General features: G+C 62.9%; 6 protein-coding genes. 4 read left to right on the plus strand and 2 right to left on the minus strand.

Annotated elements, in window-relative coordinates:
- The first annotated feature begins 461 nt into the window (after nucleotides 1-461).
- From GL279_RS18660 to GL279_RS18670, 3 genes are read left to right on the plus strand one after another with little or no spacing between them, the layout of a single operon-like run.
- Nucleotides 462-1787, plus strand: coding sequence for an MFS transporter (locus tag GL279_RS18660; protein WP_155066115.1), 1326 nt, complete (start codon nucleotides 462-464; stop codon nucleotides 1785-1787).
- Between the two features lie 16 nt (nucleotides 1788-1803).
- Nucleotides 1804-3531 (plus strand): FAD-dependent oxidoreductase, encoded by a 1728-nt coding sequence (locus tag GL279_RS18665; RefSeq protein ID WP_155066116.1) that lies wholly within the window; start codon nucleotides 1804-1806, stop codon nucleotides 3529-3531.
- Between the two features lie 11 nt (nucleotides 3532-3542).
- The gene (locus tag GL279_RS18670) at nucleotides 3543-3884 is read left to right on the plus strand and encodes an NIPSNAP family protein (protein WP_211371368.1); all 342 of its coding nucleotides are present in this window, start codon (nucleotides 3543-3545) and stop codon (nucleotides 3882-3884) included.
- Here the strand turns inward: GL279_RS18670 and GL279_RS18675 are convergent.
- Entirely contained in the window at nucleotides 3881-4354 is a 474-nt protein-coding gene (locus GL279_RS18675; protein WP_155066118.1) for a MarR family winged helix-turn-helix transcriptional regulator, read from the minus strand. The genes GL279_RS18670 and GL279_RS18675 overlap by 4 nt on opposite strands.
- Before the next feature lie 110 nt (nucleotides 4355-4464).
- Between GL279_RS18675 and GL279_RS18680 the strand changes: the two genes are divergently transcribed.
- Nucleotides 4465-5247, plus strand: a complete 783-nt coding sequence (locus GL279_RS18680) for an SDR family NAD(P)-dependent oxidoreductase (RefSeq protein WP_155066119.1) — start codon at nucleotides 4465-4467, stop codon at nucleotides 5245-5247.
- Between the two features lie 2 nt (nucleotides 5248-5249).
- On the opposite strand, the gene GL279_RS18685 is transcribed toward GL279_RS18680, so the two are convergent.
- Complete coding sequence (locus GL279_RS18685; RefSeq protein ID WP_155066120.1) at nucleotides 5250-5540, minus strand: hypothetical protein; 291 nt, start codon at nucleotides 5538-5540, stop codon at nucleotides 5250-5252.
- Nucleotides 5541-6255: the final 715 nt, after the last annotated feature.

Here is a 6255-nt window from a genome sequence, read left to right on the forward strand (position 1 = left end):
GCCGTAATAGTTCGAGAACTCCATGCCCGAAACGCGCGCCCCGGCCTCGGCCGCCATCAGGACGGAATCGCCGGTGTTCACATGCCCGCCAAGGCAACCGCTGCGAAACGTGCAGCCGCCGGCTGCGCGACGACCCGCGGTAGCATCTCACGCATCTGCGGCCACCCTGCGCATCGGCCAGAGGGGTCGCTTCCCGGCGCCACTCGGGAGTGATCTTCACCGCTGATCAACGTTTTGAAGTATTATCATTTGATTTATTTATATATTTTTCAATAACCGCACAGCAGACGGAAAACGTGTTGCGACCGCAACAAATAAGTTGACCGATTCTTTCGGCCGGTTTATCGACATCCCAGTCGCGGAGGAGAGAGCGACTCGATCAACCATGGAATGGCCCGGAACGCGCCCGCAAACCTGTGTTTGCGGCCTGGTCCCGCTTTATCCAAGCTTCGGGAGGACATATGGCATATCACATCCAGACGGCAGATCAGGCGGCGCCCGCTGAGCGAGAGCGTTGGACGCCGCTGCGAATTGCCGTGATCCTGATCTGCTTTTTGCTGAATGCCATCGACGGCATGGACATCGTGATCATGTCCTATATCTCGCCCACCCTGAAAGCAGAATGGGCGCTGAGTCCCGAGGCGCTTGGCACGGTCTTCAGCGCCTCGCTGGCGGGCATGGCCGTAGGTGGGCTGTTCATCGCGCCCTTGGCCGACAAATGCGGTCGCCGCCCGTTGATCATCGCGCTGCTCAGCATCATCACCGCCACCATGCTGTTGAGCAGCCGGGCGCAGGACATCACCCAACTGGTCATTCTGCGGGCCGTCATCGGCGCCTCGGTCGGAGCATTTCTGGCCAGCGTGACCGCGATGGCTGCGGATTACGCACCGCGAGGACAGCAGGGCATGGTGGTCGCCGCCGCGATCTCGGGCTATGCACTGGGCGCGGTGGTGACCGGTCTGGTGGTGGCGCATTACCTGCCCGAGCATGGCTGGCGCATGATGTTGAAGGGCGCGGGTTTCCTGTCGCTGGCGCTGCTGCCTCTGGTCGTGCTGATCCTGCCGGAATCGCTGGACTTCCTGAAACGCAAGCAGCCTCGTGGCGCACTGACGCGGCTCAATCGCGTGTTGCGCCGGCTGGGCGAAGCGCAGCTGGCGGCCCTGCCGCCCAAGGTCACGACACGGCGCGCCTCAATCGCGGCGGTTTTCCGCGATGGGCGTCTGCGCGGCACGCTGTGCCTGTGGCTCAGCGTCGTCATGGGCTTCATGACCTTCTATTTCCTCGTCTCGTGGATCACCCAGCTTTCGGTGCAATCCGGTCTGGCGGTGGAAAATGCCATCTATGCCGGCGCGCTGTTCAACTTTGGCGGCTTCACGGGAACCTTCGCGATCGGCGCACTCGGCTCGCGCTTTGGGCTGCAACGGGTCACCTGCATCGCCATGCTGTGTGGTGCGATCGTGGTCGCGGCCTTTGGTTACCTGTCGGTGACGCTGGCGCTGACCTTGGTGCTGGCCTATCTTGCCGGCTTCACCACCAATGGCGGCTTCAACGCCTTTTACGCGCTGGCCGCAGCCCTTTACCCCGCCGAGATCCGTTCGACCGGGATCGGTTGGGCCATGGGGATCGGCCGCATCGGTGCGGTGATCGGCCCGATGCTGGGCGGCATCCTGATCGGCCAGGGGCTGGGACTGCCCTCGCTTCTGGCGGTCTTTGCCGTGCCATTGCTGATCGCGGGCGTGTCGGCGCTGTTCATCCGCGCCACCTTCGTAAAACACAAACAGAACTGACCCGAGGACATCGGATATGAACATCAACGACACATATGATGTGGTGGTCATCGGTTCCGGCGCTGCCGGGCTCACCACCGCGATCACCGCCAGGAAGAACGGCCTGTCCGTGATCGTCCTGGAAAAGGCGCCCGTGTTTGGCGGCACCACCGCCTTTTCGGGTGGCGTGGTCTGGATCCCCGGCAACCCGCATTTCGAGGACCGCCCCGAAGCCCAGGGCGGCACCAAGGTCGACCGCGCCGCCGTGCATGAATATATGAGCCATGAGGCCGGCAACAATTACAACGCCGCCTTCGTGGACGCCTATCTGGATTACGGCCCCGAGATGCTGCGCTTTCTGGAGGCGCAGACCGAGGTCAAGTTCACGCCCTCGATCTATCCCGATTACCACCCCGAGGCGCCGGGTGGCGTGCAGATCGGCCGCTCGATCACGGCGGCGGCCTATGACGGCCGGCGGCTGGGCAAGGAGTTCAAGCGCCTGCGCCCGCCGCTGAAGACCATCACCTTCATGGGAATGATGTTCAACTCGTCGAACAACGATCTGAAGCATTTCTTCAACTTCACCAAGTCGCCGGTCTCGGCCGCCTATGTCGCCAAACGGCTGGGGATTCATATGACCCATCTGGCGCGCTATGGCCGTGGGGTGCAGCTGACCTCGGGCAATGCGCTGGCGGCCCGCTTGGCGAAATCGGCCTTTGACCTGGGGATCGAGATCGTGACCGACGCGCCGGTGCAGGAGTTGACGCAGCAAGCGGGGCGCATCACCGGCGTGGTTGCCAGCATCGGCGGCAAGCCGCGCCGGATTTCGGCCACGCTTGGCGTCGTTCTGGCCGCCGGGGGCTTTGCCCGCGATTTGAAGCGGTTGAAAGACCATTATCCGCATGTTCAGGAGGGCGGTGAGCATTTCACCCCCGTCCCCGAGGGCAACACCGGCGACGGCATCGCCTTGGGCGAAGGTGCAGGCGGGCATATGTCGCAGGGCCTGCCCAATGCGGCGGCCTGGATGCCGGTGTCCAAGGTGCCTTATGCCAGCGGCGCCATCGCCTTCCCGCATCTGGTGGACCGCTACAAGCCGGGTTTCATCATGGTGGGCCCCTCGGGGCGGCGTTTCGTCAACGAAAGCCAGTCCTATCACGATGTCGGCGCCGCGATGATCCAAAGCTGTCAGGGACTGGGCAAGACCGAGGCTTGGCTGATCGCCGATCACCGCACCATCCGCAAATATGGCATCGGCTTCGTAAAGCCCTATCCGATGCCCCTGAGCACGCATCTGCGCAATGGCTATCTGAAGCGCGGCAAGACGCTGCAGGACCTTGCCCGGCAGATCGGCGTCGATCCGGCCGCCCTGGCCGATGAGGTCGCGACCTATAACCAAGGCGCCCGTCAGGGCGAGGACCGCCAGTTCGGGCGCGGCACATCGGGTTTCAACCGCTATCTGGGCGATGAGGGCCACCAGCCCAATCCCAACGTCGCCCCGGTCGAGGTCGGCCCCTTCTATGCGCTGCATATCGTCATGGGCGATCTGGGCACCTTCCCGGGTCTGGTGACAGATACGCGGGCGCGGGTGCTGGATGCCCGGAATGCACCGATCCCCGGCCTTTACGCGGCCGGGAATGACGCCGCCTCGATGATGGGCGGGGCCTATCCGGGCGCCGGCATCACCATCGGACCGGCCATGACCTTTGGCTATATCGCCGGGCTGGCGCTGGCCGGACGGCTGCCCGAGACGACCACCAACGCATGAAAGGCGCAGAGATGTTCACCGCCCCCGCCGACCGTCCGCTGGTCAACCTGCGATATTACACCATCGCCCCGCGCAAGATGGGGGAATTTCTGGAGGTCTTCGACCGGCTGGCCATGCCGGTGCTGATCCGCACGCTGGGCGCGCCCATCGGGTTTTACACCAGCACAGTCGGCACCTTGAACCAGGTCGTGCATCTGTGGGCCTATCGCGATCTGGCCGATATGGAGGCACGCTGGCAGGCGCGCGACACCGATCCGGACTTCGCGGAATATCTGCGCGCTTCGGGCCATCTGATCGTCGCGCAAGAGGACCGGCTGCTGCGCGCCGCCCCCTTGCCGTCGCTGGCGGTCTAGTCGTCTTGGCCGGCGCGGCGCTGCGCGTCTTCCTCGACCTTGGGAAGATTGGCGATCAGGCGATGAAAATAATCCAGCAACTGCTGGGCTTCCTGAGCGTCGAACCCGGTCAGCAGCGCCGCCTCGCGGGCGCGCGCGACCGGCAACACCTCATGATGCAGCGCCAGCCCCTCGGCGGTCAGGTTCGCCTCGCGCGTGCGGCGGACGCCGTCACGCATCTCGACCAGACCGCGCGTCTTCATCTCGGCCAGCGCGCGGCTGACCGAGCTTTTGTCCAGTCCGATGGAATTCGCCATGGCGATGACATTGGACCAGGGCTCGACCGCCAGATGGCAAAGGATGCGCCATTCCACCACGCCGATCTGAAAGCGCTGGTGATATTCCTGCGAGGCGCCGCTGCCCAGCCGGCTGGAAAAGCGGGTGCTCAGCGCGCCGATGCACCGATTGAGGTCGAAAAGGTCGATGGACATACGGATCTCCTTAGGTCCGACCTAGCCGATTTTTCGGATGAGCCAAACCCCCAGATTGTCGCGGGCCGCCACCGGCACCCGCATCCCGATATGAGAGAGAGGAGAAGAACATGAACTGGCTGCAACTTGATGGAAAGATCGCCGTGGTCACCGGCGCGGCGGGCGGTATCGGTCAGGCGCTGGCGCGCGCCTTTGCGGACCAAGGCGCGCGGGTCGTGCTGCTGGACCGCGATGCCGTGGCGCTGGACGCTTTGGCGGGTGAGCTGGGGAACGGGGCATTCGGCATGGCCTGCGATATTGCCCGGACCGAGGACATCGCGGCCGCAGCTGCGCGGGTCGAAGCCGAGGGTGGTGCCGATGTGCTGGTCAATAACGCCGCCATCCTGCGCCCCGGTCCCTTGGAAAGCGTCGCCGAGGCCGACTGGTCTGCCATGCTGCGCATCAATCTGACCGGTTATTTGATGATGTCGCAGGCCTTTGGCAAGGCCATGCTGGCGCGCGGTCAGGGCGCGCTGGTGCATATCGCCTCGATCGCCGGCACCCAGCCGCAGCCGGCGTCGGGCGCCTATTCGGCCAGCAAGGCGGCAACGCTGATGATGTCGCGGCAACTTTCCCAGGAATGGGGGCCACGCGGCGTGCGCTCGAATTGCGTCAGTCCCGGCCTGGTGCGCACGCCCCTGTCCGAAGCCTTCTATACCGATCCCGAAACCAAGGCCCGGCGCGAGGCGATGGTGCCCCTGCACCGCATTGCCACGCCCGAGGATATGGCCGATGTCGCCTTGTTCCTCGCCTCGCCCCGCGCCTCATATGTGACCGGACAGGATATCGTGGTCGATGGCGGCCTGTCGCAAAGCCTGATGGGACTGGTGCCTCGCCCGGGCTATTCCGCCTGAGATCAGCGGCGCGGCGGTCCGCAGGATCGCTGCGCCAATCTCTCGATACTGACGACTTGGGCATTCAAACGAGCCGTGATGATCGCCTTCTTTTCACTGGCGACGACACTGGAGGCGTCCTTGCCAGAGAGCATGTAGGCGAACATGCGCTTCCGCGCCGTCTCATCAAATCCTCCCCGTCCAAGAACGGGTGACTGCTCTTCCATCACGGAGACTTCATCGACGATTATCGTCGGCAAGAATGTACGGATGGTGAGCCGCTGCACTTTCCCATCGTTATCTTTGCGGAGCATGGCTTCCTTGATGTCCGCGAAAGAAAACAGAACCGATGTTACGTCATCAGCCTTACTTTTCCCATGCCGTCTATACGCGATCGCCTTGCAAACCGGCACCCGCAATGAGCGCTTCGCTCCCAGCAGCATCGTGAGGCGCGATACTGCGGCCCAAGCCGATAGTCGACGCGATCAAGCTTCTTGAGCGGCCGCAGGCCGCTCGCAGCACTATCGCGGTATATTTCAATGGCTTATGTGGATAGAGTTTACTGCAAGAGGCAACTTTTATGATCAAAAAGGCAGAACTATCTGCCTCTTTTCATCGGGTGGCCATAATTACAAAGATTTGCCGCTGGCGCGGAAAACGTCTGAACAATATCAATGGCATGCCGAACAGGCCGGCAGTTCGCCCTGCCCTTTTTCTCAGATAGCGTTGCTTCACCGTGCACATGACAAAGCCGGCGCGTAGCCGGCTTTTTTAGATCATGGGTTTACACGACGTCGGCGCGTCGAAAGATCATTGTGCTCTGCAATCCCAACGGGAGCGGCAGCGCGCCGTTAGAGATCTGATGGTTGAACTCGTCGTCAGCGGATCGACCCGATCGTTCGACTAGGCCGTGTTGACAAAAGGGGTTCCGTTGGCAGTCGTCCTATGATTCAAGCTCATCTCTGCTTGGGAGATGGGCTTGGCGCGCAACCTGATATCCGACGATGAGTGGGCCTTCTTCGAGGGCTT

Source organism: Paracoccus limosus, assembly GCF_009711185.1.
Classification (GTDB): Bacteria; Pseudomonadota; Alphaproteobacteria; order Rhodobacterales; family Rhodobacteraceae; genus Paracoccus; species Paracoccus limosus.

Bases quoted from the DNA above. Each gene is read 5' to 3' on its own strand.
- GL279_RS18660 (WP_155066115.1), top strand. From the start codon at position 462: ATGGCATATCACATCCAGACGGCAGATCAGGCGGCGCCCGCTGAGCGA.
- GL279_RS18670 (WP_211371368.1), top strand. From the start codon at position 3,543: ATGTTCACCGCCCCCGCCGACCGTCCGCTGGTCAACCTGCGATATTAC.
- GL279_RS18680 (WP_155066119.1), top strand. From the start codon at position 4,465: ATGAACTGGCTGCAACTTGATGGAAAGATCGCCGTGGTCACCGGCGCG.
- GL279_RS18685 (WP_155066120.1), bottom strand. From the start codon at position 5,540: ATGCTCCGCAAAGATAACGATGGGAAAGTGCAGCGGCTCACCATCCGT.
- GL279_RS18675 (WP_155066118.1), bottom strand. From the start codon at position 4,354: ATGTCCATCGACCTTTTCGACCTCAATCGGTGCATCGGCGCGCTGAGC.
- GL279_RS18665 (WP_155066116.1), top strand. From the start codon at position 1,804: ATGAACATCAACGACACATATGATGTGGTGGTCATCGGTTCCGGCGCT.